The organism is Streptomyces tritici, from assembly GCF_048500665.1.
GTDB lineage: Bacteria > Actinomycetota > Actinomycetes > Streptomycetales > Streptomycetaceae > Streptomyces > Streptomyces tritici.
On record NZ_CP183183.1, the window covers coordinates 6162449 to 6187163 of the forward strand.

Consider the following 24715-nt stretch of genomic DNA (forward strand, 5'->3'; position numbering starts at 1 on the left):
CTAACGTTCTCGGCATGACGACGAAGACCTATCTGGAGCTGTCGCAGGACGGCGGCGGCGCGCACAAGTTCTACGAAGTGACGGTCACCGGCACCACGGTGACCGTCCGCTACGGACGGATCGGCGCGGCCGGGCAGACGCAGACCTCGACCTTCCCCACGGAGGAGAAGGCACGGGCCGCGGCGGCCAAGAAGATAGGCGAGAAGGTCCGCAAGGGCTACGCCCCGGCCGTCCAGGGGCAGCGGGCCGCCCGCGCGGTCACGCGGCGTCAGGTCACCTCCGCGCCCGCCACCGTGCGCGCCGTCGCGCCGGTGCTGTGGAAGTTCCGGACGGGCTCGGCGGCCTTCGGCATCCACGTCGACGAGGACCGCTGCTGGGTCGGCAACCAGGCCGGAGACGTGTACACGCTCAGCCACACCGGCGAGGTGCACGCCCGGTTCACCCTGCCGGACGGCGTCAAGTGCCTCGTCGCCGACGACTTCTGGATCTACGCGGGCTGCGACGACGGCCAGGTGTACGACCTGTCCTCCAAGCTGCCGTTCGCCGCCTACCAGATCTCCGCCGACGTGGACATCTTCTGGCTGGACATCCACGAGGGCGTGCTGAACGTCGCCGACCGGGGCGGCCGGCTCACCGTCATCGACCACGAGGACGAGCACCAGTGGGCCCGCAAGAGCCGCGGCGAGCACGCCTGGATGGTCCGCGCCGACGACAAGGCCGTCTACCACGGCCACCACCTCGGCGTGACGGCCTACGCGCCCGACGGCGGCCGCGAGCTGTGGGACACCGCCCTCGAGGGCGGGGTGCTCTTCGGCTGGCAGGAGGACTCCGCCGTGTACGCCGGCACCGCGCACCGCAAGGTGCAGCGGCTCGCCAAGTCCGACGGCCGAATCGAGGCGGTCTACGCCTGCGACGCCTCGGTGTACTCCTGCGCCACCTCGCCCGGCGGCCGGTTCGTCTTCGCCGGCGACTCCGCCTCGTCCGTGTACTGCTTCGACGCGAACGGCACCCGGCTGTGGAAGCTCGGCACCGGCTGCGGCTCCGCGCTCTCCATGCAGTACCTCGACGAGCGGCTGTACATCGTCACCAGCGACGGTACGCTGGCCTGCGTCGACGCGAGCGAGGCGGCCATCGCCGCCGCCCAGGACGGCACCGTGCCCGAGGCGCGGGACGTGAAGCTGGCCGCGGCCCTGCCCACGTACGAGCCCGCGACCAGCACCTCGGCCGTCGCCAGCGTCAGCGCGGCCCCGGCCGGCACGGTCGTCGTCGAGTGCGTGCAGGAGGGAGGACGGGTCCGGGTGCGGGTGGTCTCCGAGGGCTACGACCGGTCGTGGAACGTCCAGTTCCCGCGCGCCATCCGCGAACCGGGCACCCGGTATGCGGTGGACGCCCTGCACGCGGCGGCCGGCGGCTTCTACCGGGTGCGGGGCGACATCCGGCGGCTGCGGTGAGCGCCGGCGCCTTCGAGGCGGCCACCGGGGACGGCCCCCCGGCCGGCGGCGGCGATCCCGAGCAGCGGTCCCGCGAGGTGCGGGCGGCCTTCGAGGGACTGCTGCAGATCCGCCGCACCCTGAACCGGGCGGGCGGGGACCCGAGGGCGCTGCCCGCCGAATGGGAGCGCCGGCAGCCCGTACGGGCCGTCGCCCTCGCCCTGGAGGCGGCGGGCGTCGCGCCCTCCGCCGTGGACGCGGACGGCGCGCGCACGGCCACCGGCTACCGGGTCCGGGCCGGCGAGCGGCCCGGCACGGTGGTCGTCGAGTGGCTGGGCCCGCCGGGCAGCGGGGCCGCCCACGAGGAGGAGGCCGCGCTCGGCGCGCTGGTGCCGGTCCTCGACCGGCTCGGCTGGGAGGCCCTGCTGTACCGGGGCCCGCGGCGCAGACGCTTCCTGGAGGTGGAGGCGGTGCGCCCCGGGCCCGGGGCGGGTTCCGGCTGAACCGGAGGGGGCGTCAGACGCCCGACGGCAGGTGCTTGGCGCGCGAGCGCACCATGAACCCGGTGACGATCTCCACCGCGCCCAGCGCCAGCAGCCAGATGCCGGTGAGCACGGTCAGCACGGCCAGGGACTCCACCGGCGAGGCGATCAGGACGACACCGCCGAGGGTGCTGACGACCCCCAGGAAGATCTGCCAGCCCCGGGCCGGGATCGTGGGATCGGAGGCCGCCGCGATGATCTCCGTGATCCCGCGGAACAGCCAGCCGATCCCGATCCACAGCGTGAGCAGCAGCAGCGACTGCGTCTCGCCGCGGAAACAGAACAGGCCCAGCAGGATCGACACCACGCCGCTGATGAAGGCCAGCACCCGCAGCGAGGTCGCGGCATGCGTGCCGAACGCCGCGACCAGCTGCATCACGCCGCTGAGCAGCAGATACAGACCGAAGAGCACCGCGACGACGAACAGGGTCTCGCGCGGCCAGGCCAGCACCAGCACGCCCAGCACCAGCGCCGCGAAGCCGGCAGCCAGCAGCACCTGCCAGGCGCCCTTGGCCAGCATGCCCAGGGGCCCCGGCAGCGGCGCCTCCCGGGCGTCCGTGGGCGGCCTGTCGTGAGTCTGCGTCATGGTTCTCGCCCGCTTCCGTTCACGTAGGGCGCCACAGAAGTGGCGTCGAGCGGCACAGCCACCTCACTAAAGCAAGGTCGGGCAAACGCCGCAAAACATGACACGGATGGCCTAACAGCGGCGGCCGTCCGGCGGCCGGCGCGGCGACAGTGGAAGCCCGAAGCACCACCACCCCGCACCCCCGGAGACCCCCATGGCTTCCTTCAACCGACGGGACCTCGGCCTGCTCGTCCTACGGGTCGGCACGGGCGCCGTACTGGCCGCGCACGGCACGCAGAAGCTGTTCGGCTGGTTCGGCGGCGGCGGCCTGGAGGGCACCGCCAAGGCAATGGAGGCCATGGGCTTCAGGCCCGGCAGGCCCAGCGCCCTCGCGGCGGGCCTCGGCGAGGCGGGCGGCGGGGCGCTGCTCGCCCTGGGCCTCGCCACCCCGGCCGCCGGCGCCGCCGCGGCCGGCGCGATGGCCGGCGCCGTCTCCGTGCACGCCCCGGCCGGATTCTTCGCCCAGTCCGGCGGCTTCGAGTACCCGGCCTTCCTCGGCTTCAGCGCCGCCGCGATCGGCCTCGCCGGCGCCGGCCGCTACTCCCTGGACCACGTCACCGACCACGTCCTCGACCAGCCCTGGGTCGTCGCCGTCGCCTTCATCGGCACGGCCCTCGCCGCCGCGGCCGTCGTCGGCCGCCGCATCGTGGAGCAGGAGGAGGGCGAGCCCGAGGAGCAGGCCGAGCAGGTCGCGCCGTAACCGCGCGCGAACTGGCGGTGCCCGTCCGCCGAGGGATGATGGAGACGTCCCGGCTGCTGCGAGGGTCGGTGACGGTGTGCGCGCAGGCGCGCGAGGGAGGTGACGAACGAGGTGAACGCCCACCCCCTCGGCGGCACGCCCTCGCACGACCGCGGTGGACTGTTGTTGACCGACGGCGCCGCCGGGGCCCTGCTCGACGCGAACGGCATCATCATCGGCTGGTCGCCCGGCGCCGAGCAGCTGCTGGCGCTGACCGCCGACGAGGTCTGCGGCCGGCACGCCCCCGAACTCCTCGCGGACGCCGCCGCCTGGCCCACCCTCGTCGCCGGCCGCACCGAGGCCACCTGGTCGGGTGAGGCCGTCCTGCGGACCGGGGGCGGCGGCAGCATGAAGGTCGACTTCCAGGCGTGCCCCCTCGCCGGCCTGGACGCCGGCGGGGCGCAGGGGATGGGCCTCGACGAGGCCCTGTCCCAGGATCGGCCCGGAGTTCCGGGCGACGAGGGTACCGGCACCGGGACCCCCGGGCCCGGCCGCTACTTCGTGCTCGCCGCCCCCGCCGGCACGGTCGCCCGCTGGCGGCAGGACCAGGCGTTCACCCGCGAGCTGTTCCTCCAGGACCGCGTCGGCCTCGCCGTCTTCGACACCGACCTGCGGCTGGTGCGCACCAACACCCACCTCCTGCCGTACAGCGGCGTCCCGCGCGACCTGACCGACGGACGGCTCGGCGACTTCCTCCAGGCCGAGGACGCCGAGGCCATCGAACGGCGGCTGCGCGACGTGCTCCTGACCGGCAATCCGCTGATTCGCGCCGAGGAGACCACCCGCACCCTCACCAGCCCCGGCCGCGGCGCCGTCATGGCCATCACGGCCTTCCGGCTCCAGGACCACGCGGGCCGGGTGCTCGGCGTCACCGCCCTCTTCACCGACATCACCGCGCCCCGGCGGACCACCGAACGCCTCGCGCTGCTGCAGCGCGCCACCGCCGCCGTCGGCGGCTCCCTCTCCGTCGCCGGCACCGGCGAGGAACTCGCCGCCGTACTCGTCCCCGGACTCGCCGACGTCGCCGTCGTCGAGATCGCCGAGGCCGTGTTCAGCGGCGAGGACCCCACGCCCCGGCCCGACGGACGCCTCGTCCTGCGCCGCACCGCCGTCGTCGGCAGCGACGGCACCCCCCGCCCGCCCAACGGCATCGAGATCCTGTGCGACCCGGCCACCGTCGAGGACACCGACGACCCGCCCCTCACCCTGACCGCCGCGCTGAGCGCCCGCGGCAGCCTCCTCGGCCGGGTCAGCGTCCACCGCCGCCCGGACGGCCCCCGCTACGACCCCGCGGATCTGGACCTGCTCCGCGAGATCGCCCTGCACGCGGGGCTCGCCCTCGACAACGCCCGCCGCTACACCCGCGAACACCGCTCCGCCGTCGGCCTGCAGCGCAGCCTGTTGCCGCCCTCGCAGTTCCACACCGCCGCCGTCACCACCGCGGGCGTCTACCTGCCCGCCGACACCGGCACCGGCGTCGGCGGCGACTGGTTCGACGTCATCCCGCTCTCTTCCGCCCGCGTCGCCCTCGTCGTGGGCGACGTCGTCGGCCACGGCCTCGCCGCCACCGCCACCATGGGCCGGCTGCGCACCGCCGTGCGCACCCTCGCCGACCTCGACCTGGAGCCCGACGAACTCCTGGTCCACCTCGACGACCTGGTCTCCCAGCTGCGCGTCGAGAGCGGCGACGACTCCGACGACTCCCTGGACTCCGCCGACCTCAACGACCCGGGCCCCGAGGAGGCCGAGCCCGTACGCCGGCGCATCGACCCGGTCGGCGCCACCTGCCTGTACGCCGTCTACGACCCGGTCTCGCGCCGCTGCACGATGGCCTCCGCCGGCCACCCGCCGCCCGCCGTCCGCGCCCCCGACGCGAGCGTCTCGTACGTGCCCGTGGACCCGGGCCCTCCGCTCGGCGTCGGCGGGGTGCCCTTCGAGACGGCCGAGATCCACGTCGAGCCCGGCACCCTGCTCGCCCTGTACACCGACGGCCTGGTCGACGCGCTCGTGCCCCTGTGGGACCCGGAGGACACCAGTGAGAAGGCCATCGACGCCGGCATGGACGCCCTCGCCGAGCGCCTGATCACCGCCGGCGCGGTCCCCGGGGCGCCGCTGCGCGAGATCGGCCGGGAGGTCGTCGCCGGCCGGCCCGCGCACCGCCGCTCCGACGACGTGACGCTGCTGCTCGCCCGGACGCACGCGGTACCGGCCGAGGACACCGCCGCCTGGCCCGTCGAGGCCGACCCGGCCGCCGTCGCCCGGGTCCGCGCCCTCGCGGCCGAGCAGCTGACCGTCTGGGGCCTGGACGAACTGGCCTTCACCACCGAGCTGATCCTCAGCGAGCTGGTCACCAACGCCATCCGCTACGCCGGCGGCCCCGTCGAGGTGCGGCTCATCCGCGCCGGCCGCCTCACCTGCGAGGTCTCCGACCCGAGCGCCACCCAGCCGCGGATGCGCCGGGCCCGGCTCACCGACGAGGGCGGCCGCGGCCTGTACCTGGTCGCCCAGCTCTCCGCCCGCTGGGGCAGCCGCTACACCCGCGACGGCAAGACCATCTGGTCCGAGCAGGAACTCCCCGACGGCACCGGCTCGCGGTGACCCGCCCGTACGTCCCCGCCGCCTGCCAGGGCGTGTGACCAGCGTGGTAACGTCCGGTACCACCACCTCGGCACCGTCGAATGAGCTCGTCCATGCAGACCGCGTCCCCCGCACCGCCGCCCCGTGCTTCCGAGGCGCCCGCCCCGGAGGCGCCCGCCGGGCCCGCCGCCACCCCGCGGCAGCGGCTGCTCGACGGACTGGCGCAGGCGATCCGCGAGCACGGACTGCAGGGCGCCAAGGTCACCGACATCGTGAGCCACGCGCGGACCTCGAAGCGGACGTTCTACCAGCTGTTCGCCGACAAGGAGGACTGCCTGGTCGAACTGGCCGAGTCCTGGGCGGCAGGACTGCGCCGCGCCGTGGAGGCGGCCGTGGACGACGAGGCCCCGTGGGACGCCCAGATCGACGGGGCCGTCGACGCCTTCCTCGCGGCGGTGGCCCGCGAGCCGGCGCTGGCGGTCGTCGTCTGGCGGGACCTGCCGGCGCTCGGAGGCCGCGCCGCCGACCTGCGCGAACGCGACCTGGAGCGGTACGCCGCCTTCTACCGGGAGCTCTCCCGGAGCCCCGCGATGCGCCGCGCGGGCGGGCGGCCGCTCTCCCGGGAGACGGCGGTCGTCCTGGCCGGCGGACTCTCCGAACTCCTCGACCGCTGCGTCCGCACCGGACGGCCCCTGGAGTCCGCCGCCGGACCGATGAAGGAGGCCGTGAAGCTGATGTTCGGCCTCGTCCGGGCGGCCGGCGACGGGGCGCCTGGGCGGGCGGGCGCCGACGAGGGGACTTCCGCGCGATGACCCCGGGCGGTGGGCGGCCGTGATCGTCGTCCTCGTCGCCCTGGCCCTGCTGTTCCTGTGGGCCCTGGTCTCGGACCGGATGGGCCGCTGGTACATCACGGCGCCCATCGCCTTCGTGCTGGCCGGCATGCTGCTGGCCGGTGGCGACCACCCGGTGCTCCCCCTGGAGATGGAGACGCACACCTTCCAGCGGTGCGTCGAACTCGTCCTGGCCGTCATGCTGTTCACCGACGCCACCGACGCCACCGACGCCACCGACGCCACCGAGGCCCGGGGCTACGAACGCCTGGGCAGCTCCGTGGGCGAGGTCCGGCTGCTCGTTCTCGCCCTGCCCGCCTCCCTCGCTCTCGCCACCCTGTTCGGCGCCCTGCTCTTCCCCGGCACCAGCTGGTGGCTCCTCGGCGTGGCCGCCCTGGTCGTCATGCCGATGGACCTCGCCCCGATCCTGAGCTTCCTGCGCGACGAGCGCGTGCCGCTGCGGGTACGGGCCGCCCTGAACATCGAGGGCGGCTCGTCTTCGCCGTGCTCGCGTACATCGAACTGCCCGAGAAGGACGCGGCCTTCGTGCTGCAGGTGACGACCGCCACGATCCTGCTGAGCGTCGTCCTCCACGGCGTCACCGCCGAACCCGTCGCCCGCTGGTTCGCCCGCAACCCGCAGCCCGACGTGCCCGAGGCCGCGGGGAAGGAGCCCGGGTGAAACCCTCTCGACCCGCGCGCCGCCCGGACGGGATCCTTGCCCCATGGAGTTCTTCTGCCACCACCGTGACCGGCCCGGCTCCGAGGCGCTGCGCGCCGCGCTGACCGAGGCGCACTGGGCCTACATGGACCAGTACGAGAAGGAACTGATCGCCCGCGGCCCGACGTTCGCCGCCGGGAGCGACGCCCCCACCGGCAGCGTGCACATCGTCGACCTGCCCGACCCCGCCGCCGCCCGCGCCTTCGCCTTCGACGAGCCGAACCATCAGGCCGGCGTGTACCGCGACGTTCTGCTGCGGCGGTGGCGCAACCTGCTGGGCCGCACGATGTGGGAGTTCCCCGGCGGCCGCGAGGGCAGCGACCGCTATCTGGTGCTCGGGTTCGGCGCGGGCGAGCCCGTCGACCTGGACCTCCCGGCCGACCGGGACGACCTGATCGCGTACGGCCCGCTGCTCTCCGACGACGGCGCGGCCTGGCTCGGCACCGCGGTGCTGCTGCGCGCCCCCGACGCGGAGACGGCGCGCTCGGTGCTCACCGTCGGGCGGTACGCGGACGTCGAGGTCCACGAGTGGGAGTGCGGCGGCCGGCGCTGAGCGGTCCGGCGGGCCCGCGGTCGCTTCGTCGGATCACTCGGGGCGGCCCGTGGCCTCCGCCGCCTCGGCGGCGTCCATCGCGTCCGCCGCGTCCGCCGCGTCCGCCGCGTCCGCCGTGCCTTCCTTCGCGTCCGGCGCGTCCTTCCCGCAGGTGACCTTGTCGCGCGGGGTGTAGTGGGTGCGGTACGTCTCCCGCTTCACCTCGACGCCGTCGTTCTCGAAGACCCGGTCGACCTCGATGTCGAAGCCCTCCAGCGGCTCCTGCACCTCGCAGGTCTTGCTGGTGTCCGTGCGCTCCTTCGGCGGCACGATCTTCGTCCGCGGTCCGGCGACCGCCTTCACCGCGTCGTACTTCTTCGTGCCGAGGAAGCTGACCGTCACCGACGAGTCCGTGGAACTCGCCTTGATGTAGATCGGCTTGCCGGAGTCGTTGCGGAACTTCAGGTCGAGCGTGCCCCAGGCGACGGTCGCCTCGCGGCCCGCCGGGTAGCGCTCGATGTAGAACGAGTGCGCGCCGTGCTCCAGCGGCTTCACCCCGGCGAAGAAGAGCGCGTTGTAGACGGTGGTCGCGACGGCCGACACGCCGCCGCCGGGGGCCTTGCGGTACTGGCCGTCCATGATCATCGTGCCGTCCACGAAGCCGTTGGCCTCGGTCCGCTCGCCGACGGTGCGGTTGAAGCTCCACACCGCGCCCGGCTGGACCACCGACCCGTTGATCAGCTCCACGGCCCGGCCGATGTTGGTCGTGCGGTACGGCGCGGTCGGGAAGTTCACGGTGAAGGTGGACATCTGCTCGGTGATCCCGAGCCGGGCGAGCGACTCCGCGGTGAGCTTCGGCTTGGTCTCCTTCGCGGCGACCGGCCCGGTACGGGCCTCGTCGCCCTTCTTCGTCAGCAGCGGCTCGACGGCGCGGCCCAGGGCCTCGGCGGACACCTCGCGGCCGGGGCGGCCGTCCCGCTCCACGACCACCTTGCCGTCGCGGACGCCCAGCTCCGCCTCGACCGGCGCGCCGCTGAGGGCGTCGAGCGGTTCGGCGACGGCCGGGTCGTGGATCAGCGTCTCGGCGTCGAGGGCGGGGGTGAGCCGGCCGCCGGCCGCCTTGACGGTGAGGTGGTCGCCCAGAGTGACGGGGGATATCCGCAGCCGGTTGTCGCCGGAGGTGAGCGTGACCGGGCCGGACATGGCGGGGGTGGCGTAGTCGTTCACGAACCGGGTGACCTCGGTGGCCGGCACCTTCGGCTTCGTCACGGAGACGGGCAGGACGAGCGGCCTGGCGCCTCCGGTGCGGGTGGCGGGGTAGGAGGCCCGCAGCAGGTCGGTCGCCCGGCCGGTGTCGAGCTTCTGCCCCTCCTGCGGCTGCGTCACGACGGCCTTGCCGTTCTTGAAGGCGACGGCGGCCTCGCGGACCGTCCGGTCGTGGCCCTTCGCCACCGCGGCGACCGCCGCGCGCAGCTTCGCGTCGTCGAAGGAGACGACGGGCTCGATGTCCCGCGAGCCGGACGAGAACAGCCGCCCGATCACGGTGATCGGATCGCGGGAGGGGTCGGCCGCCCGTTCCGCCGTGGCCTCGACGTCGACCGTCATCCCGGCGGTGGCCGGATCGACGGTGACGGAGTCGCCGCCGACGGTGACCCGTACGGGGTCCTTCCAGGCGGCGGGCGCGGCCGAGGCGAGCCGGGCGGCGGCCTCGGCACGGCTCAGCCCGCCGATGTCCACCCCGTCGACCCGGGTGCCCGCGGAGATGTCGTCGCCGGCGGCGACGAGCCCCGCCACGTACAGCCCCCCGGCGACGGCTGCGACGACCCCCGCCGCGATCGCCGCCGTGCGTATGTGACCGCGGCGCCCCTCGGGGCCCGCGGTGGCATGGTCGGTGGTGGAACGGCGGCGGCGCACACACCCTCCCGGTGCGAAGAGACGTCAGGGGTATCTCTTCGACGGTAGGCCGAATGGGGGGAGAAGATCCAGATCGTCCCCTTCATTCCCGCGGTGACACTTCTCTCATCCGGAGCAAATCGGACGAAACTCTCAGGTCAGGGTGTCCAGCAGCTCGCGGCATGCCTGCTCGCAGGAACGGCAGGCTTCGGCGCAGACCCGGCAGTGCTCGTGCATGTCGGCGTGGGACTCGCACTCGTCGGCGCACGCCCGGCACGCCGTGGCGCACGCCTGCACGATCCCGCGGGTGACCTCGGCGTCGTAGCCGGTGTGCCGCGACAGGACGGAGGCGGTGGTGTTGCAGATGTCCGCGCAGTCCATGTCGGTGCGGATGCACTTGGTCAGATGCCCGACCACACCCTCCGACAGACAGGCGTCCGCGCAGGCGGTGCACGCCTGGGCGCAGGCGACGCACTCCTCGATGCACCGGCTCAGCCGGGCCCGGTCGATGTCGCCGAGATCGGCCGGATAGGTCGCGAGCATCTCCTTGACGGTGCTGGTCATCGCACGTACCTCCCTGCAGGCGTCGCGGCGGGCCGGGCCCCGCAAGAAGGCCGCGACAAGCCCCCGCTCGTCCCCACTCGGTACGCGACTCACCGCATTCGGGCCGGTCATGCGCCCGCGGTGGCGTGCGGCTGCCGGCTCCGCGTCACGCCCTGCGGGCGTCGATGTCGGCGATCAGGCCCTCGACGAAGGTCTTGATCTCGTCGCGGATGGGGCGCACGGCCTCGACACCCTGGCCGGCGGGGTCGTCCAGCTGCCAGTCGAGGTAGATCTTGCCGGGGAAGTACGGGCAGGCGTCGCCGCAGCCCATCGTGATGATGTAGTCGGACGCCTGGGCCGCCTCCGGGGTGAGGACCTTGGGCTGCTGGTCGGCGAGGTCGATCCCGAGCTCGGCCATCGCCGCGACGGCCGAGGGATTGACCCGGTCGCCGGGGAGGGAGCCCGCGGAGCGGACCTCGACGCGGTCGCCGGCGAGGTGGCGCAGGAAGCCGGCGGCCATCTGGGAGCGGCCGGCGTTGTGGACGCAGACGAAGAGCACGGAGGCGAGCGGAGCGGTCATCGGGGGCTTCCTCGGGCGGGGCGGGGAACATGGATCATCACAGGCTGGTATCAGCGGCGCGTGATGTGACAGTATCAGCGCATGATGACGTCAGTCGACAGTGATCTGATGCGCGTGCTGGCCGACCCGCTCAGGCTCCGGATCGTCACCCTGCTCGCCCGCGAGACGCTGTGCACCACCCACCTCGTGGAGGAGACCGGCGCCCGGCAGACCAACCTCTCCAACCACCTGAAGGTGCTCCGCGAGGCCGGGGTCGTGGAGACCGACCCGTGCGGCCGGTTCACGTACTACCGGCTGCGCCCGGAGGTCCTCGAACAGGTCGCCGGCCAGTTCGCCGCTCTCGCGCAGACGGCACGCCTGACCGCCCAGACGAACGTCAAGCGCTCCTGCCCCTGAGGCGGGCGGGGGAGGCGGGAGGCGCAGACGGAAGGCGGGAATGTCCTCGTTCGCCAATCCGGCGGTGACGATCGGCCGCGCGTTCACGGACACGTTCGCCGGCATCGCCCCGGCGTCCGTCCCGGCGTTCGTCGCCGTGCAACTGGTGGGCGCGGCGATGGGCCTGGCCCTCGTCGCCGTCGTCTTCATGCGAGGGACGACGGACGCAGACTGAGGCGACGACGCGGGCGAGACCGGGGGTGCCGACGGCTCACCGGAGCAGGACGGTGACGCCGCACCGTTCGAGGAGCCGCACGACCTCCTCGAAGTAGGAGAGCCGGCCCTCCGGATCCTCCACGACGTCCGCCAGTGCGTGGCGGGCCACCTCGGAGTCGTGCCAGACCAGGGTGAAGGGCGGGGCGACGCCGAACCCCCCGCACAAGCAGTCCCTGAAGGCGTTCCACTCCCGGCCGAAGTAGCGGCCCGGCCCGAGCAGGGCCTCGGCCATCGCACAGTGCAGGCCGGGCACGTCCGTGACGAACCGGCCGTCGAGGTGGTGCTCACCGCCGGTACGGTCCGGCCGCGGCGCGGGCGTCCGCCAGCCGCGCGTGGTCAGCTCCAGCCACTCCTGCCTGCCCCGGGAGTCGTACGGGGCCCAGAGGTTGGGCTCCGCCGGCGGCCCTCGGAACCACTGCTCCCAGACCGGCCGGACGGCGGGCACGGGCCGACCGTCGCCGCCGTCGGTGAGCGTGATGTCCTCCAGCCCGTCCCCGAGCACGGACGGACGTGCCCCGCTGACGGCCAGCCCGACGGTACGGGAGGCCATGACGGCGCCATGGCGGTCCAGGACCAGGAGGTCGGCCCGGTCCCGTGCCCACCGGCGTGGCCGCTGCGTCCCGACGAGCAGCGGCTCCGCCGCCTCGCAGCCGATCAGCTCCAGCGGCACGGGGGCGGGGTCGGGCCGGGGCGCGTCCAGACCGTCCACGGCGAGGCAGCTGCCCGCACGCGCGGCCGTCGGCCCGGCGAAGAGCTCGAAGCGCGGCGCGGCAGGCGGTTCGCCCCAGGATCCCTCCTCGCGCGTGACGCCGGCACCGAGCACGATGTCGTACCGCACGGGGTCGGCCGGGTGGGGCTGGACGGCGGGGTGGGGCTGGTCGGCCGGGGAGGGCTGGACGGCCACCACGACCGCGTCGACGAGCGTCCACCACTGCAAGGGCTGCTCGTCGTCGCCCACCTCCACGCACACGTCGCCGAGCCCGCGCGGCGCGCCGTCGGCATCCGCGACGACATCCCGCAGAAGCCCGTCCGGGACGCACCCCCGCAGCGTCAGCACCTCCCGAGGCAACGGAACCGGCTCGACGAACAACCCCTCGACGCCAGCGCACCGCCCCCAGACCTGCTCCACGCCGTCCTCGTCCTCCTGGACGAGGACGTACCGCACGGGAAGGCCCCGATCCCACTCGCTGTGCTCCGCGATCCGCACGCCCCGCCTCACCACCGCTCGTACACGCTGAACGGCTTGGTGTTGCCGCCCGAACGGACGGCGATGATCCGGTCCTTGTACGGCAGCAGCTCGTCGACGGACCCCGCCTTGTCGCGGAAGGCCCGGTCCTCCTCTTCGTCGCCGGTGGCGGCGTCGAAGACGTACAGGTGGTCCCCGTACCGCGCGGAGCCCTTCATGGCCATGACCCGGCCGTCCTCCGCGTGCAGCCCCTGCACGACGTAGGCGGCGCCGCCGATCCCGTCGTCCTGCCACAACTCGTCGCCGGACGTCAGATCGAAGGCGACGAGACGCCCCCACGGGCCGCCGTTCGTGAGCGCGAAGAGCCGGTTGCCGTCGACAGCGACCTCCGGGCTGATCGTGCCGTAGCCGTCGTCGGTGGTCCGGATACGCGCCCCGGGGCGGCCGTCGGACCCGAAGGCGAGGAAGCCGTCGATGCCGCGGTCGCCCTCGTCGACGCGCAGCACGATCGGGTCGGTGGCCGTGATCGAGACGCTCGCGTCGGCGGCGACGCCGTTGCGGGCGTCGAGCGGGGTGGTCCACCGTGCCCTGCCATCACGCGGACTGAACCCGGCCAGCTTCACCTCCCCACCGCAGGCCAGCACGGCGACGACCTGCTCCGGCGCGACGGCGGCCCGGCCGGGGGCGCAGCCCTTCGGCACGGCGGCCGTCCAGCGCGCGGCCCCGGTACGCAGATCGAAGGCCCGCAACGAGGGGCCCTCGTTCCCGCCCCCGGCAACGACGACCACCCCGAGCCCCCCGCCCACGGCAAGCGCACCGTCACCGGCCAGGGGAAGAGCGGCGTGCCACAGTTCGCGCCCGTCGCCGAGATCGATCGCGGCGACGACGTCACACCTTCCGCCGACTGTCAGGGTGTACGCGACCAGCACGCGTCCACCATCGGCCGCCTCCCCGGCAGCACAGACGTCACCCCGCCGCGGAGGAACGAACTCCCAGACCTCTTTGCCCGACCCGGCGTCGAACCCGACGACCCCGTCATAACGCGCGCGTACAACGGTGTCCCCGACGAGCCAGGCCCGATGAACACTGCCCTCGGGTGCCTCGCTATCACTCCGAGCCTCCCAGGCGCTCACCATGGCCGCCCCAGGCCAGTACCCGGAGGGCCCAAGAAACGCCCAGGCCACGCCGAGGACAACCGCGATCACCACCCCGATCGCGGTCACTCCACGAACAACATCGCGCGAACCCCCACCCATTCGCCCCACCCGGATCCCCACCCTTGGCCCACTTGTTCGAACGCCGCACAGCGTAGGCGACAAACGATCACCCATCGACCAAGAACACCACGAGAAATCCGCACGTCGAGCCCAAACGAGCGAGCACACCCCAACGTATCGAGACGCAGCGCTCCCTCGCCCCGGCGTTCCCCGCCACCGTCTCCCCGTCGGGGATGCACGAACGTGATCGACGGCTGGTGCAGGTTCACCAAGTACGACGGCCCCGCGATCGACGTCCGGCTCGTCTCGTGCGACGCGCACCGAGCAATCGGAGGCTCCGCCAAGGTCGCCAACGCCGACAACTCCTCGTCCTGGGTGCAGGAGTCCGGCGACGCCGTCCTCCTCCCGGCCATCGGCAGGGGCAACAACTGGCTCGACACGTGGGACGGCGGCGTCGCATGAAACAACGGCTGACCACAACGGCCTGCGGACCAGGACCAGGCCGGTCCGGTTGGATTACTTCCGCCGGCCGGGGTCGGCGTCGATGATGTCTGTGTGACTTCTCGCATCAGCGCTCTGATCTCGGCCTTCGGCGTTCTTGTCAGCGTGATGCTGCTCGTCGGTGCCATGCGTGAGCACCGCTCTGGGGCGTCGGTCCTCTGGCTCGTGGCCGGAGCGGTGATCTTCCTCAGCGCTCTGTACGCCTTCGTTCGCGACCTGCGACGGCTCCGCACGGGGCCGACCACCTGACAGTTGCACCGTTCCACCAGTGTCGGTCAGACCTTGTACGGGTAAAGGGCAACGCTCTCCGATCCGACGCTGATCCGCACCCACGAGCCTTCCCTCTCGCGGGGAACGGGCGAGACCACGTCGAGCAGCACCAGCCAATGCCCCATCCGGAGACAGGCGGCACCGTCGTCGAGGAGTTCGAGGTGCCCGCTCATGTTCACCTGGCCACCGGCCTGCCAGAGCCTCGCCTCGGCAGCAGCGGCCGGCCATGCGTTCCGGCCCCAGTGGATGTCCTCGTCGACAGTCCATTCGACAAGGTGCCGACCCTCGGCCTCACGTGGATCGCCGTGCCACACCCCAACAGCGGACCCGATCGGGGTGTGAACCCGAACTGTCGGTTGCTGCTGCGCCATCGCCGACAGGCTCTCCGTACGGACGAACATGGCCCCTATCCTCCGTCATGGTCTCCGGCGCCGGCGAGCACCATGAGCGGTTCTGGCTTCAACCGGCGGCGAGATCTATTCGTCGTCGCGGCACAGGCAGAAAGGGTGGCCGGCTGGGTCGAAGAGCACCCGGACGTTTTCACGGGGCTGGAACTCCGCGATGGTGGCGCCCAGGGCGACCGCCTCGGCAACTGCCGAGTCCAGGTCGCCGACCTGGAAGTCGAAGTGCATCATAGGGCGCTGGTCGCCGTCGGCCGGTGGCCATACCGGAGCCCGATAGCTCTCCGCCTGCTGGAACACGAAGAACGGTCCTTGCGGTGAAGCGGCCACGATGGCAGTTCCCGGCTCTTCGTGCCCGATGTGCCAATCGAGGAGTTCGGCATAGAACTTCGCCAGACCGCTGGGGTCCGGCGCCTCAATCGTCGTTCCCCACCACATGTCGCCTGTTCGAGATCGCATGCTTGAGCCTAGCCGAGACCCCCCACACGCGCCGATACCACCTGTGAGCACCGGAGCGAGTCAGCCTGCACACACGACAGGGCGAACGTTTGCCTGCTGCGGCACTGGCTGCCTTGGCCTCTCCCTGGCGATCCCGCAGGGCGGTGGTCCAACGCCCGGAACGGTGCCACGACTACGAGCGTGACTGTCGGTCCGAAAGGCCACTGTGGCGGAGGTATCCGCGGTAGCGAGGAACTTGTATGCGGACGAGGGGGAGCGGGGGTTCAGGACGACGGGTGGGAGCCCGGGCCGGTCGCGCTCATTGTGGGCTGGCACGCTTACGTGGCCGGGCAGGGGGAGGAAGGGCCGGAGGCCGCGCGGAGCTCGGAGGCGTACTCGGCCACCGCTCGGCTCAGCACGTGGGCAAGTTCTGACAGGTGTGATCCGCGAGTTCGTTCACCATGCGCGGACCCCGCCAGTTCGGTGGGGCCCGCGGTAGTGAGGGACCGGGGGAGCTGCGGCGTGTCCTCGGTCGCTTATCCGCTGCCGCCGGCCCTCGCGTCACTTCAGGTGGCGGTCGAAGAACCGGGTCGTGTCCTCCAGTTCGAACCATGGGGTGCCGGTGTGCCCGCCCAAGTTGGCGTGCAGGGTCTTCTGCTTCGTGCCGAAGGCGTCGTACAGGTCCAGGGCCCGCTCCCGCGGGTTCCCTTCGTCGTCCCACTGCAACAGGACCAGCAGCGGAACGGTCACCTGCCGGGCCTCCTCGCGCTGGGCACGCGGTACGAAACCGCCGGCGAAGAAACAGGCGGCCGCGATGCGCGGCTCGGCCGCCGCCAGACGAATGCCGACGGCGGTCCAACCCGAGTAACCGACCGGGCCGTCGATCTCGGGCAGCGCGAGGAGGGCGTTCAGAGCGGTCTGCCACTCCGGGACCGCCCTTTCCACCAGCGGACCGACGAGGGACTCGAAGATCTCGTCGACCGGCTCCCCGGCCTGCATCGCCCGGCGGAGTTCCGCGCGGGCCCGGTCGTCGGCGGCGGAGCGGGGCCGCTCACCGCACCCGGGGGTGTCGATGGCTGCCACCGCGTAGCCCCGCACGGCGAAGTGCCGGGCCCGGGCGACCAGTCGGGGTTCTGTTCTGGGCAGGCCGTTGTTGTGGGCCATGAGGATCAGCGGAGCCGGTACGGAACGGGGTGTCCACAGGGTGCCGGGGATCTCGCCGAGACGGAAGTCGCGTGCGAGGACGCCGTCGTCGAGGTGCTGTTCGGAAGTGAAGTGCACGGTCGTGCCTTTCGGGAGTGCGCGTGGACGGCGCTCCCGGGCGACCTACAGCCCGACCGTGACCCTGGAGGGGAGCACCCATGTCGATACAGCGTTCACGGGTACCACCTCCTCGTTCTCTCGCACGGCCTCGGGGAACGTAGCAGCGGCCACCGCGGCCCGCCAACCGAATTCCCGCGCCGGCTCCGCGGCCGGACACGACGGAGCCGGGACGCCGCAGCGTGTCAGTCCCACCAGAGCACGACGACCAGCTCGCGCCGTGCAGCGTCGCGGTAGAAGTCGCGCAGGGCCTCGAAGTGCTTCAGCACGTACGGGCCCGGCCCGCCGACGATCAGGTCGGCGCCATGACCGATCAAGGACGCGGCCGCGCGGCCGTCGGCGGGCAGCCCGGCCACGAGGGAGGGCATGTCGATCTGCCCCAGCAGCTCTGCGACGCGGGCCACTTGCGCGGCGGACAGGGACGTGGGGGCGGGACCGAAGGGCCCGATCGCATGTGGGGGAGTGTTGAGGAAGGCCAGGTCGAGAGCCGTCTCGCTGTCGCCGTTCGTGGCCAGGCGGAGTGCGTAGAGGTGGACGTCGTCGAGTCCCGCCCATGTGCCGACGCCGACCAGCAACGCGGGCGCCCAGTCCAGGTCCAGTACGTCCACTGTCGGCGGGCCCCAGTGCGGGTCGCCTTCCGGAGAAGCGTCGGCGAGTCGGCGGCAGGTGACGAGGTAGTTGGGGGCGACGCGGGCGAGCTGTTGGGTGACGGCCATGGTGGCAGTATCCGGACGCGGTCAACCTGGTGATGAGCCGGTTTTGCAATCCTTCGCTGTCAGAGGGCGGCTCGGCTCCAGGGACCGCCCTCGGCGGGCTTCAGGTGATTTCACATGGCTGTGCCGTCTCACCGCCGCGCCCGGGGAGTTCGCATCATGCCGAGCAACCGGGTCACCACCCATGGCCGCCGGCAACCCGCTGTCCATGGGAGCGCAGGTTAGGCGGCGTTGAGTCTTCCCTTGCCGTGGAAAAGCGCAAGTGGTGTTTCGGCGGTCGTCGCTAAGGTTCGGCGTCGTTACGTCGCCGCTTCCGGCTCAGCCTGTTCGAACCCGGTGCGGCAGCGCTCCACCTGGTCGGTCACCTGGTCCATGAACCAGCGCATGATCTCGTACGGGACGGCGCGCTCGTCGGGAGTGTAGATGCGGACGGTCGGTTCTGCGGACGGGTCCTCGTCCGGGACAAGTGCCACCAGGAAGGCCGGGCCGGGGAGGTGGCCGGCCGGAGCGTCTTCGTCTGCCCCCTCTGCCGGTGCAGGGCGCGCCTCGCTGAGCTCGACGGCCCAGGCGTCGTCGGGCAGGGCGTAGTGGAACAGGACGGAGTAGTGACGTCCGGCGTGTTCGCGGATCTCCCAAGGCATGGGGGAAGCCTCCCACGCTCCCACCTCAAGATCTGCTCAGGAGCTTGCCACTTGCCCGTCTGCCGGTGCCGCTCGTCTCTAGGGTCGTTGAGGACTGCTCGGCCAGGAGGCGTGATGTGTGTGGGGGGATTGATGCGTAGCTGGTGCGTGATTTCGAGGAGGAGCGCCGTGCTTGTGCTTCTCGCGGCCGCCGGCTTCGTGTCCGGCTGTACGGGCGACGGGGCGGGGCCGGTGCGTACACCCGAGGCGGCACCTGGTGGCTCTGAGGCGCTTGCCGAGCGGGCGCGGGCAGCGGCTTTCGGGGTCCGGGGTGACGAGGATTCGTTCGTCGAGCGGGGGCAGGACACGGTCCGGGATGGCGTCCGGCATGCGTCACCGCTGAAGGAGGGGGCGAGGTACGAGGTGGTCGTCGCCTGCGCCGGCACGGGTGTCGTCGATGTGACCGTCGGCTCTGTGGCCTCGCGGGTGCAGGCTTGCGACGGCGGCGCCGCGACGTATCGGATCCAGTCCGCGCCCGCTGCAGTGGCGCTCACCGTCAAGGGACGGGCCGGGGCGTCCGGTGCGGTCGCGTGGCGGGTTGCTGCCGAGGAGGACCGTTGGGGCGACGGTCCCGCAGCGCCTCGGTGAACCGCGTCGCCGTCCTGCCTGCTGCGCAGGCGCACCGTGCCTGACGAGTCGCGACGACTCCTGGCCCGGCTCGCCGGCCGGCGCGGACGTCCGGCCCGCCCGCACATGTGCCTCGCCGCTTCCGGAGCGGGACCTCATCGACCGCCGGGGCGGCGAGAGCGAAGCCGTACGGTCGCCCTCGCCGTCCTGGTGGCGGCGACCCAGCAGCACCGCTCCCGTGCGCGCGGCTGCCGTTGAGCCGCGCGCGAGGGGGTCAGGCTGCGGTGGGCGTGTAGTGCGAGGCGTCGTCGCCCTCGACGACGTGGCTGAGCCTGCCGTCGACGCCTGCCGGTACGTCGCCGGCGACGGTCACCCGGTGCAGCAGGCGCGGCAGGTCGCCGTAGTCGTCGGGGGCGTAGTGCTGCGTGATGCGGTTGTCGAACAGGACGACGTCGCCGGGCGTCCAGGCCACCCGCACGATGTTCTCCGGGCGCGTCACGTACGACTGGAAGAGGCGCAACAGGTCGCGGGAGTCGGACGGGCCGAGGCCCACGATGCTCTGCGCGAAGCCGCCGATGAACAGCCCGCGCTCGCCGGTCTCGGGGTGGACCCGCACGACCGGGTGGGCCGTGCGGTACTTCCGCGAGACGAACCGCTTGCGGTGCTCGGCCGCCTTCTCCGTCTTCGGGGCGGCGTAGTCGTAGTCGTTGGTGTGCACCGCCCACAGCTTGTCCGCGAGCTCGCGCAGCGGTTCGGGCAGGTCGCGGTACGCGGCGGCCGTGTTGGCGATGAGCGTGTGGCCGCCGTACGGCGGGATCACGATGCCGCGCAGCGTGGACGCCTTCGGGGGCGTCCGGACGAACGTCACGTCCGTGTGCCAGTGGTTGGCGCGGATGCCCTCGTCGCCGTCGACCGGCAGGATCTCGGGCCGGCCCTCGACGGAGGGCACGGTCGGGTGCGCGGTGGTGAGCTCGCCGAAGAGGGAGGCGAAGCGGAGCTGGCCGGCCTCGTCGAGGTCCTGGCCGCGGAAGACGAGCGCCTTGTGCTCAAGGAGCGCGGCGTTGATCTCGGTGACGACGGCCGGGTCGATGTCGGCGGCGAGATCCACGCCCACCACTTCGGCGCCGATGCGGCCGCCGATCCTGCGGATGTCGAAGCTCGTGCTGGTGGTCATCAGGAGTGTCCTTTCAGAGAGGGGACGGGGGAGATGGTGGGCGCCGTCATGCGCCGGGGGCGCTTGCCGCTGTCGCGAGGCGGTTCTCGGGGCGGGGCAGGCCGTAGTGCTCGCGCAGCGTGCGGCCGGTGTATTCCGTACGGAACAGGCCGCGCCGCTGCAGGATCGGTACGACGTGGTCCACGAAGTCGTCCAGCCCGCCCGGCAGGTGGGGCGGCATGATGTTGAAGCCGTCGGCGGCTCCCTGCGTGAACCACTCCTGCAACTGGTCGGCCACCTGCTCGGGCGTGCCCGCGAACACGCGGTGGCCGCGGCCGGCGCCGAGGCGCGCGATGATCTCGCGCAGGGTGAGGCCGTCGCGGCGGGCGAGTTCGGCGACGAGCGTGAAGCGGCTCTTGTTGCCGTTGATGTCCCGTTCCTCGGGCAGCTCGGGCAGCGGGCCGTCCAGCGGCAGGCCGGTCAGGTCGGTGCCGAGCATCCCGGAGAGCTGGGCGAGACCGTACTCAGGGACCTGAAGTTCCGTCAGTTCCTGCTCCAACGCGCGCGCTTCGGCTTCCGTCGAGCCGATGACGGGCGCGATGCCGGGGAGGATCAGGAGCTGGTCCTCGGTACGGCCGTGGCGGGCCAGCCGGGACTTGAGGTCCTTGTAGAAGGCCTGGCCGTCGGCGAGCGTCTGCTGGGCGGTGAAGACGGCCTCGGCGTACTGCGCGGCGAACTCCTTGCCGTCCTCCGACGAACCGGCCTGCACCAGCAGCGGGTAACCCTGTGGGGTGCGCGGTACGTTCAGGGGGCCCTGCACGCCGAAGTGCTCGCCGCGGTGGCCGATCTCGCGCACCTTGTCGGTGTCGGCGTACACGCCCCGCTCACGGTCGAGGACGATCGCGTCGTCCTCCCAGCTGTCCCACAGCTTCGTCGCGACCTCGACGAACTCCCGTGCCCGCTCGTAGCGCAGCCGGTGCTCCAGGTGCTCGTCCCGGCCGAAGTTGCGGGCCTCGTTCACGGTGCCGGAGGTGACGATGTTCCAGCCGGCGCGGCCGCCGCTGATGTGGTCCAGGGAGGCGAACTTGCGGGCCGTGTGGAACGGCTCGTTGAAGGTCGTCGAGACGGTGGCGATCAGGCCGACGTGCTCGGTGACCGCCGCCAGGGCCGACAGCAGGGTCAGCGGTTCGAAGCCGCCGAGGGCGTTGTGCCGGACCTTGCCCCACAGGGCGAGGCCGTCGGCGAGGAACACCGAGTCGAGCAGGCCGCGTTCGGCGGTCTGCGCGAGCTGCTGGAAGTAGCTCAGGTCGGTGACGCGTTCGGGCTGGGTCCGGGGATGTCGCCAGGCCGCGTCGTGATGGCCGGCGTTCATCAGGAAGGCGTTCAGGTGCAGCTGACGGGGGCGGGACGTCGTGGTCATGAGGTACCTCGGGAATGGGGGCGGGCGGTACGGGGACGGGGCGGCGGTACGGCGCAGGGGGGCGCGCAACGGCCGGGGCGGCGGTACGGGCAGGGCGCGCCAAGGACGTGGCGGCGCAACGGACGGGGCGGCGCAACGGACGGGGCGGCGCGACGGACGGGGGCAGTACGGACGAGGACGGCAAGGCTGCGGCAGAGGCGCTCCGAGGCGCCGCTCACGCCCCCGCAGGGACGCGCCAGGAGCTGAGACGGCGTTCCACGGTCACCAGGAACTGGTTGAAGACCACGCCGATGGCCGAGATCGTGAGGATGCCGGCGTACATCTGCGGGATCGCGAAGTTGTACTGCGAGGCGTTGATCAGATGGCCCAGGCCCGCCTTGGCGCCGATCATCTCGGCGGCGACCAGGACCAGGATGGACGCCGCCCCCGCCAGCCGGACGCCCGTGAAGATCACCGGCACCGACGACGGAAGGATCACCTTCTGGAACAGCCGCAGCGCGGACAGGTCCATGGACCTCGCCAGCCTCAGCAGCGTCGGGTCGACGTCGCGGACGGCGCTGATGGTGTTGAGCAGGATCGGCCACGTGCACGCGTACACCACGATCGAGATCTTCGACGTCTCGCCGATGCCCAGCAGCAGGATGAACACCGGCAGCAGCGCCAGGGCGGCGGTGTTGCGGAAGACCTCGAGCAGCGGTCCGAGCAGGTCGGCGACCGGCCGGTACCAGCCGATCAGCAGGCCGAGCGGCACCGCGATCGCCACGGCGAGACCGAAGCCGCTGAACGAGCGCAGGAGGCTGGCGCCGGTGTCGTCGGCGAGCCGGCCGTCGGCCGCCAGGCCCCACCAGGCGGCGGCCACCTCGCTGAACGGCGTCAGGAACGTCCGGTCGACCAGGCCGAGGCGCGGCGCCGTCTCCCACAGGACCAGCAGCGCCACGATCGCCACGGACTTCGTCGCACCCTTCACCAGCAGGTACGGCAGTCGCCGCACCGCCCGGCGGACGCGGGAGGCCGGGTGCGGGTACGGGATCCGGCGCGGGTGCGACGCCGAGACATCGGCCGCCCCGGACGCCGCCCCGGACGCCGCCCCGGACGCCGCCGCGGCAGCCGAGTCCCCCGCGGCAGTCGAGACCGCCGCCGAGGCAGCCGCAGGCGCAGCAGCCGCGGCCGCGACCGTGGTCGTCGCCCTGTCCGTGGTCGTGCCGGCGATGGTGCTCATACGGAAACCTCCTCCTTCTCCAACTGCTGGGCCCGAACGACCTCGTCGTGCAGCAGCGACCAGATCTCGTGCCGGTGGCGCGCGAACTCGGGGCTGGAGCGCAGATCGTCCGTCGCCGTACGCGGACCGAGGGAGACCGGCACGACCTGCTTGATGCGTCCGGGGCGCGACGTCATGACGGCGACGCGCTGCCCCAGATAGACGGCCTCGTCGATGCCATGGGTGATGAAGACGACGGTCTTGCCGGTGCGCTGCCAGATGCGCAGCAGTTCGTCCTGCAGCGACTCCCGGGTCTGGGCGTCCAGCGCCGCGAACGGCTCGTCCATCAGGAGTACGTCCGGGTCGTAGGCGAGGCTGCGCGCGATCGCGACCCGCTGCCGCATCCCGCCCGACAGCTCGTGCGGGTGGCGGTCCTCGAACCCCGTCAGGCCGACCAGGTCCAGGAACTCCCGTGCCAGCGCGGCCCGTTGCCGCCTCGGGACGCCGATGGCCTCCAGGCCGAACTCGACGTTGCCCTGCGCCGTGCGCCACGGCAGCAGCGCGTACTGCTGGAACACGATGCCCCGGTCCAGCCCCGGACCGGTGACGGGCGCGCCGTCCAGCAGGATCTGCCCGCCGGTGGGGCGGGCGAGGCCGCCGAGGAGGTCCAGCAGGGTCGACTTCCCGCAGCCGCTGGGGCCGACCAGGACGACGAACTCGCCGGCCGCTATCTCCAGGTCGATGTCGTCGAGGGCGGTGAACCGGGCGAGCCGCCCGGTCCGGTGCGCTCCGCGGTCCTTGACGGTGAACTCCTTGCGCACCTGCTTCAGCACGAGCTTGGGCGTGGTGGACTCCGGCACGGTCAACTCCTGTCCGGGGAGGGCGAGGCGGCCGCGTTGAAGGCGTTGGTGTACAGGTCGGCCACCGTGACCTGTCCCTTCCTGATGTCGCCGCGCTCGGCCAGCCAGTCGGCCCACAGCTGCAGTTCCTTGCCGGTGATGCGGCCCGCCCGCTCGGCGACGCCGAAGGACCGCCAGTACTGCAGGGGCGCGGCGTCCTCGTTGCGGCCGCGTCTGCCGACGATGGCCTTCATCCGGGCGACGACCTGCTCGCGCGGAGTGGAACGGGACCACTCGATGGCCCTTCCGACGCCGGTGACGAACGCCCGCGCGGTATCGGGGTTCTGCTGCAGGAAACGGTCGGTCATCACGTACGTGCCGGCGCTGAACGCGCCGAGCAGCTGATGGTCGGTGAACAGCGGACGGATGCCGCCGGCCGCCCGGGCCTTGTCGCGGAGGATGCCGCCGAGCACGGCCACCTCGATCTGCTTCTGACGCAGCGCCTGCTCGGTGCTGACCGGAGGCACCACCAGCCGCTCGACCTTCGCGATCTCCGCCCGGGACAGGCCGCCCCGCTGCAGATAGATGTCGAGCATGGCCTCGGCGTGGGCGCCGAGGGTGTTCATGCCGACCTTCTTCCCTATCAGGTCCCGGGTCGAGCGGATGGGGCTGTCCTCGAGGACGTAGAAGCCGTTGTAGGCGTGCTGGTCGGAGCCGTAGTAGCTGATGACCGACTTGATGGGGGCGCCGTTCGCCGCCAGTTTGACGACCGCGCCGTTGAACGCGCCGCCGAAGTCGACCTGGCCCGTGGCCGCGGACTGGATGTCCTGGGGCCCGCTGATCGTGTTGCCGATCCACTGCAGCTTCACGTCGCCGAGGTAGCCGAGGTCCTCGGCCAACTCCGGCAGGGTGACCTGCCCCGCCCAGCCCTGGTAGCGCAGCGTCGTGGTCCGGCCCTGGTTGGACGTGGCCCCCGTCGCGCTCGTGCCGCAGCTCACGGCCATCGCGGAGAGACCGAGCAGGGAGAGGAATTGGCGTCGGTTCGATGCCGTCGTGGCCATGGAAGGGGTCCTGTTCGCGATCGATGGAGCGTCTGGGGTGCGGGCGGCTGCCGGGCACGCGGGCAGACACCCGGGCGTCAGCCGGCGGC

At 72.5% G+C, this 24715-nt stretch carries 28 protein-coding genes and 1 pseudogene; 13 read left to right on the plus strand and 16 right to left on the minus strand.

The features are described 5' to 3' along the window. Nucleotides 1–14: 14 nt before the first annotated feature. Both ACNJ93_RS28235 and ACNJ93_RS28240 read left to right on the plus strand, forming a co-directional pair. Nucleotides 15–1451, plus strand: coding sequence for a WGR domain-containing protein (locus ACNJ93_RS28235; RefSeq protein WP_418960275.1), 1437 nt, complete (start codon nt 15–17; stop codon nt 1449–1451). Continuing rightward, complete coding sequence (locus ACNJ93_RS28240) at nt 1448–1933, plus strand: hypothetical protein (RefSeq protein WP_418960276.1); 486 nt, start codon at nt 1448–1450, stop codon at nt 1931–1933. The genes ACNJ93_RS28235 and ACNJ93_RS28240 overlap by 4 nt, the downstream gene beginning before the upstream one ends. Before the next feature lie 13 nt (nt 1934–1946). Here the strand turns inward: ACNJ93_RS28240 and ACNJ93_RS28245 are convergent, their stop codons facing one another. Further along, nucleotides 1947–2558: an HdeD family acid-resistance protein gene (locus ACNJ93_RS28245; protein ID WP_418960277.1), complete on the minus strand. Its 612-nt coding sequence runs from the start codon at nt 2556–2558 to the stop codon at nt 1947–1949. Between the two features lie 193 nt (nt 2559–2751). Between ACNJ93_RS28245 and ACNJ93_RS28250 the strand changes: the two genes are divergently transcribed. The 6 genes from ACNJ93_RS28250 (at nt 2752) to ACNJ93_RS28275 (ending at nt 8016) form a co-directional block, all read left to right on the plus strand. Next, nucleotides 2752–3297 (plus strand): DoxX family membrane protein, encoded by a 546-nt coding sequence (locus ACNJ93_RS28250; RefSeq protein WP_418960278.1) that lies wholly within the window; start codon nt 2752–2754, stop codon nt 3295–3297. Nucleotides 3298–3408: 111 nt separating this feature from the next. Beyond that, nucleotides 3409–5934 (plus strand): SpoIIE family protein phosphatase, encoded by a 2526-nt coding sequence (locus ACNJ93_RS28255; protein ID WP_418960279.1) that lies wholly within the window; start codon nt 3409–3411, stop codon nt 5932–5934. A gap of 92 nt (nt 5935–6026) precedes the next feature. Further along, on the plus strand, nt 6027–6725 hold the full coding sequence (locus ACNJ93_RS28260) for a TetR/AcrR family transcriptional regulator (protein WP_418960280.1): 699 nt from the start codon (nt 6027–6029) through the stop codon (nt 6723–6725). A gap of 19 nt (nt 6726–6744) precedes the next feature. Continuing rightward, the gene (locus ACNJ93_RS28265; RefSeq protein WP_418960281.1) at nt 6745–7302 is read left to right on the plus strand and encodes a hypothetical protein; all 558 of its coding nucleotides are present in this window, start codon (nt 6745–6747) and stop codon (nt 7300–7302) included. Then, nucleotides 7290–7424 carry a hypothetical protein gene (locus ACNJ93_RS28270; protein ID WP_418960282.1) on the plus strand — a complete coding sequence of 45 codons (135 nt, stop codon included), beginning with the start codon at nt 7290–7292 and terminating at the stop codon, nt 7422–7424. Before ACNJ93_RS28265 ends, ACNJ93_RS28270 begins: the two co-directional genes overlap by 13 nt. A 43-nt stretch (nt 7425–7467) precedes the next feature. Continuing rightward, nucleotides 7468–8016, plus strand: coding sequence for a YciI family protein (locus tag ACNJ93_RS28275; protein ID WP_418960283.1), 549 nt, complete (start codon nt 7468–7470; stop codon nt 8014–8016). Between the two features lie 33 nt (nt 8017–8049). On the opposite strand, the gene ACNJ93_RS28280 is transcribed toward ACNJ93_RS28275, so the two are convergent. The 3 genes from ACNJ93_RS28280 to ACNJ93_RS28290 form a co-directional block, all read right to left on the minus strand. Then, a complete protein-coding gene (locus ACNJ93_RS28280) occupies nt 8050–9909 on the minus strand; it encodes a VanW family protein (protein WP_418960284.1) in 1860 nt (619 codons plus the stop codon). Between the two features lie 132 nt (nt 9910–10041). Next, nucleotides 10042–10452, minus strand: coding sequence for a four-helix bundle copper-binding protein (locus tag ACNJ93_RS28285; protein ID WP_418960285.1), 411 nt, complete (start codon nt 10450–10452; stop codon nt 10042–10044). Between the two features lie 145 nt (nt 10453–10597). Then, the gene (locus ACNJ93_RS28290) at nt 10598–11011 is read right to left on the minus strand and encodes an arsenate reductase ArsC (protein ID WP_418960286.1); all 414 of its coding nucleotides are present in this window, start codon (nt 11009–11011) and stop codon (nt 10598–10600) included. 81 nt (nt 11012–11092) lie between these two features. Here ACNJ93_RS28290 and ACNJ93_RS28295 point away from each other — a divergent pair, with 81 nt between their 5' ends. Next, nucleotides 11093–11407, plus strand: coding sequence for an ArsR/SmtB family transcription factor (locus ACNJ93_RS28295; RefSeq protein ID WP_418960287.1), 315 nt, complete (start codon nt 11093–11095; stop codon nt 11405–11407). Between the two features lie 43 nt (nt 11408–11450). Then, a pseudogene (locus tag ACNJ93_RS28300) lies at nt 11451–11621 on the plus strand (aquaporin family protein); the annotation flags it as partial. A gap of 36 nt (nt 11622–11657) precedes the next feature. Here ACNJ93_RS28300 and ACNJ93_RS28305 read toward each other — a convergent pair. Both ACNJ93_RS28305 and ACNJ93_RS28310 read right to left on the minus strand, forming a co-directional pair. Further along, nucleotides 11658–12869, minus strand: a complete 1212-nt coding sequence (locus ACNJ93_RS28305) for a barstar family protein (RefSeq protein ID WP_418960288.1) — start codon at nt 12867–12869, stop codon at nt 11658–11660. Nucleotides 12870–12877: 8 nt separating this feature from the next. Further along, entirely contained in the window at nt 12878–14179 is a 1302-nt protein-coding gene (locus tag ACNJ93_RS28310) for a PQQ-binding-like beta-propeller repeat protein (RefSeq protein ID WP_418960289.1), read from the minus strand. 129 nt (nt 14180–14308) lie between these two features. On the opposite strand from ACNJ93_RS28310, the gene ACNJ93_RS28315 reads away from it, so the two are divergent. Both ACNJ93_RS28315 and ACNJ93_RS28320 read left to right on the plus strand, forming a co-directional pair. Beyond that, nucleotides 14309–14527 (plus strand): hypothetical protein, encoded by a 219-nt coding sequence (locus tag ACNJ93_RS28315; RefSeq protein ID WP_418960290.1) that lies wholly within the window; start codon nt 14309–14311, stop codon nt 14525–14527. 93 nt (nt 14528–14620) lie between these two features. Further along, nucleotides 14621–14815, plus strand: coding sequence for a hypothetical protein (locus ACNJ93_RS28320; protein ID WP_418960291.1), 195 nt, complete (start codon nt 14621–14623; stop codon nt 14813–14815). A 26-nt stretch (nt 14816–14841) separates the two neighbouring features. Here the strand turns inward: ACNJ93_RS28320 and ACNJ93_RS28325 are convergent, their stop codons facing one another. The 5 genes from ACNJ93_RS28325 to ACNJ93_RS28345 all read right to left on the minus strand — a co-directional run bounded on the left by ACNJ93_RS28325 (nt 14842) and on the right by ACNJ93_RS28345 (nt 18349). Further along, nucleotides 14842–15237 carry a hypothetical protein gene (locus ACNJ93_RS28325; protein WP_418960292.1) on the minus strand — a complete coding sequence of 132 codons (396 nt, stop codon included), beginning with the start codon at nt 15235–15237 and terminating at the stop codon, nt 14842–14844. Between the two features lie 75 nt (nt 15238–15312). Next, the gene (locus ACNJ93_RS28330; protein ID WP_418960293.1) at nt 15313–15696 is read right to left on the minus strand and encodes a VOC family protein; all 384 of its coding nucleotides are present in this window, start codon (nt 15694–15696) and stop codon (nt 15313–15315) included. Between the two features lie 540 nt (nt 15697–16236). Continuing rightward, the gene (locus tag ACNJ93_RS28335; RefSeq protein ID WP_418960294.1) at nt 16237–16956 is read right to left on the minus strand and encodes a dienelactone hydrolase family protein; all 720 of its coding nucleotides are present in this window, start codon (nt 16954–16956) and stop codon (nt 16237–16239) included. Between the two features lie 224 nt (nt 16957–17180). After that, nucleotides 17181–17711 (minus strand): DUF1877 domain-containing protein, encoded by a 531-nt coding sequence (locus ACNJ93_RS28340; RefSeq protein ID WP_418960295.1) that lies wholly within the window; start codon nt 17709–17711, stop codon nt 17181–17183. 296 nt (nt 17712–18007) lie between these two features. Continuing rightward, nucleotides 18008–18349, minus strand: a complete 342-nt coding sequence (locus tag ACNJ93_RS28345) for a hypothetical protein (protein WP_418960296.1) — start codon at nt 18347–18349, stop codon at nt 18008–18010. A 168-nt stretch (nt 18350–18517) separates the two neighbouring features. Between ACNJ93_RS28345 and ACNJ93_RS28350 the strand changes: the two genes are divergently transcribed. Then, nucleotides 18518–18976 (plus strand): hypothetical protein, encoded by a 459-nt coding sequence (locus ACNJ93_RS28350; RefSeq protein WP_418960297.1) that lies wholly within the window; start codon nt 18518–18520, stop codon nt 18974–18976. A gap of 253 nt (nt 18977–19229) precedes the next feature. On the opposite strand, the gene ACNJ93_RS28355 is transcribed toward ACNJ93_RS28350, so the two are convergent. The 5 genes from ACNJ93_RS28355 to ACNJ93_RS28375 all read right to left on the minus strand — a co-directional run bounded on the left by ACNJ93_RS28355 (nt 19230) and on the right by ACNJ93_RS28375 (nt 24626). Further along, a complete protein-coding gene (locus ACNJ93_RS28355) occupies nt 19230–20129 on the minus strand; it encodes a TauD/TfdA dioxygenase family protein (RefSeq protein WP_418960298.1) in 900 nt (299 codons plus the stop codon). A gap of 46 nt (nt 20130–20175) precedes the next feature. After that, on the minus strand, nt 20176–21528 hold the full coding sequence (locus tag ACNJ93_RS28360) for an LLM class flavin-dependent oxidoreductase (protein WP_418960299.1): 1353 nt from the start codon (nt 21526–21528) through the stop codon (nt 20176–20178). 214 nt (nt 21529–21742) lie between these two features. Beyond that, on the minus strand, nt 21743–22747 hold the full coding sequence (locus tag ACNJ93_RS28365) for an ABC transporter permease (protein WP_418960300.1): 1005 nt from the start codon (nt 22745–22747) through the stop codon (nt 21743–21745). Next, nucleotides 22744–23586, minus strand: a complete 843-nt coding sequence (locus ACNJ93_RS28370) for an ABC transporter ATP-binding protein (protein WP_418960301.1) — start codon at nt 23584–23586, stop codon at nt 22744–22746. Before ACNJ93_RS28370 ends, ACNJ93_RS28365 begins: the two co-directional genes overlap by 4 nt. Before the next feature lie 2 nt (nt 23587–23588). Then, entirely contained in the window at nt 23589–24626 is a 1038-nt protein-coding gene (locus ACNJ93_RS28375; RefSeq protein WP_418960302.1) for an ABC transporter substrate-binding protein, read from the minus strand. Between the last annotated feature and the right edge of the window lie 89 nt (nt 24627–24715).